This window comes from Amycolatopsis sp. VC5-11 (genome assembly GCF_037034185.1).
Classification (GTDB): domain Bacteria; phylum Actinomycetota; class Actinomycetes; order Mycobacteriales; family Pseudonocardiaceae; genus Amycolatopsis; species Amycolatopsis nivea.
In genome coordinates, this window is sequence record NZ_JBAGKF010000047.1 from 1 (window position 1) to 2,044 (window position 2,044).

At 58.4% G+C, this 2,044-nt stretch carries 1 protein-coding gene; it reads right to left on the minus strand.

Going from position 1 to position 2,044, the window contains the following annotated elements:
• Positions 1 to 356: 356 nt before the first annotated feature.
• On the minus strand, positions 357 to 1,916 hold the full coding sequence (locus tag WA670_RS45005; RefSeq protein ID WP_336162303.1) for a recombinase family protein: 1,560 nt from the start codon (positions 1,914 to 1,916) through the stop codon (positions 357 to 359).
• Positions 1,917 to 2,044 lie beyond the last annotated feature (128 nt).

Here is a 2,044-nt window from a genome sequence, read left to right on the forward strand (position 1 = left end):
GCCGCCCCCTCGCGAGCGGCGGGCGAACCGGGTCAGCGGGCGGCCCCGGCGCGACCCGGTCGCCGACGGGGACGTAGCCACCTGCAAACCGGGCCGCCATTCCGCAGTACGGAACAAGGCATGGCTGCCCCTCCTTCGACGGGGCCGCCATAACGATCTCCTTGCATAGCTTCACCTGCATCAAGCATCCGATCGAGGACTCATCACAACCGCGTTTCACAAGCAGACGCTAACCATCTGGAATTACACTCCGCGACACCAGAACCCGAAGCGCCGCCGCGAATGCAAGGCAATCATTGAAGTTGGCGCTTAAGGACTGGGGGCAGCCGGTTCACATCTCGACTCTCACCTTGGGGTTAAACAGGGCGATGAGACGAAGTTTCACCCGCAGCGGCGAGACGACCCTTGATATCCTCAGGGATTTTTATCTCCCACTCGGTCATGCTGGTGATCTCGAACCGCACTCCCGCTTCGACCAGCAAGCGCCGCTTCTTACCCTCGTCAGCGTCAACCCAGACCTGTGCATACGTGACGCCACTACTTTTATATATGTAGCCAGACTCACGCTGCGGCTTCTGCTTTAGAATGTTTCGCCGCTCAACCAATTTCACCTTGCGCGCTCGGTAAGACTCCTCATCCTCGTCGTCCCACGAAACCGACGTGTCTCGCTCGTTCTCGAGTCGGCTGATCGCAGCACGGACGCTCGCCAACTCTTCAGTGTAATCTTCCCCGACTACCCAAATCCGCTTCAACACCTCAACTGTCCCGACCTGCTCCAGAAATATCTGCTCGACAAGCCGCTCGACATCATGGGCTCGCATGCTCACACCCGGGCACGGCTTTTCCTGCCGCTGATTTGTACACCGATAGTACCGGTAGACCTTTTCCGTCTTGGCATCGCCTTCGCCACTTACCCGGGTCATGACGACGTGCGTTGCGGAGGCACCACACTTGGCACAGAATGGCACCCCGAGCAGCGGAGACGTACCAAATAACCGATACGGCTCCCGCTCGCGTTTCTTGATAGCAGCCTGCAGCGTATCCCATTCTTCCTTCGTGAATACCGCATCCGCCGTGACTAGCAGACTGCCATCAGGTTCGTATAAGGGTTTCAACCCGTGCAGCTTGCACCCAAGGAGTGAAAGCGAAGTAAGGATCTGCTTCACACTGGAAGGCGACCACTTCTCACCCCGCGGCTCCTGTCCCAAAACATACTTCCGCCAACGATCTCGGTTGGTGAGTTCACCTCGCTTGTTCAATCGAACGAACACCTGCTTGATGGTATGAGGATTCTCTTCATCGACCATCCAGCTGCGCATCTCATGAAGGACGGTGGTCTCGTACTCATCTAAGACACGTACCTTCCGGGTGACCATCTTGCCCTTATCACCGGTGGGCAGGAGCTTGGGCACAGTGGTGTAGCCATAGGTCGGCACACCGCCGGGCCATGCTTCGGTATAACGACGACGTTCATGACTGTCCCTGACTCGTTCCTTGATCCGCGCAAGCTCTTTCGCAGGCCCGAGTGCCTTCGCGTGAGCGATCAAGCGCCCTTCTGGCGTTCTCAGGTCTAAGGACGGGTCGTCAAGGATCACTATCGTCTTGCCCCACTCAAGGATCTTGAAGACGAACGCCAAGAAGTGCATGTCGTTTCGCGACAGCCTGTCCTGGTTCGTCACCCAGAGTTCGTCCCACTGTTCACGCGCTTCGTCCGTCAACCACTTCCGCAAGTCCGGACGGTCGAAGAAGTCAACGTCTCCAGAGACTGAGCGGTCGACGGCCTTACCAACCACCAGGACGTCGCGAACCTTCGCCTCATCGGCTCGCCGAGCCTCCAGCTTCTCATCCTGAGATTCGATCGACTCAGTGTTGCCTCGATCGCGACTGATGCGCTCGGCAAAGATCACGTTGACCACACACGGAGTATCCGCGCTGGTCAGACCGTTGTCAAAGGGTCTTGATTGGTTCGCCCATGCCCATGAAGACGATGTTCGACAGCCGCCCCGGGCCGCCGGGCATGGAGCCGTCTCGCATGACCGCGGCG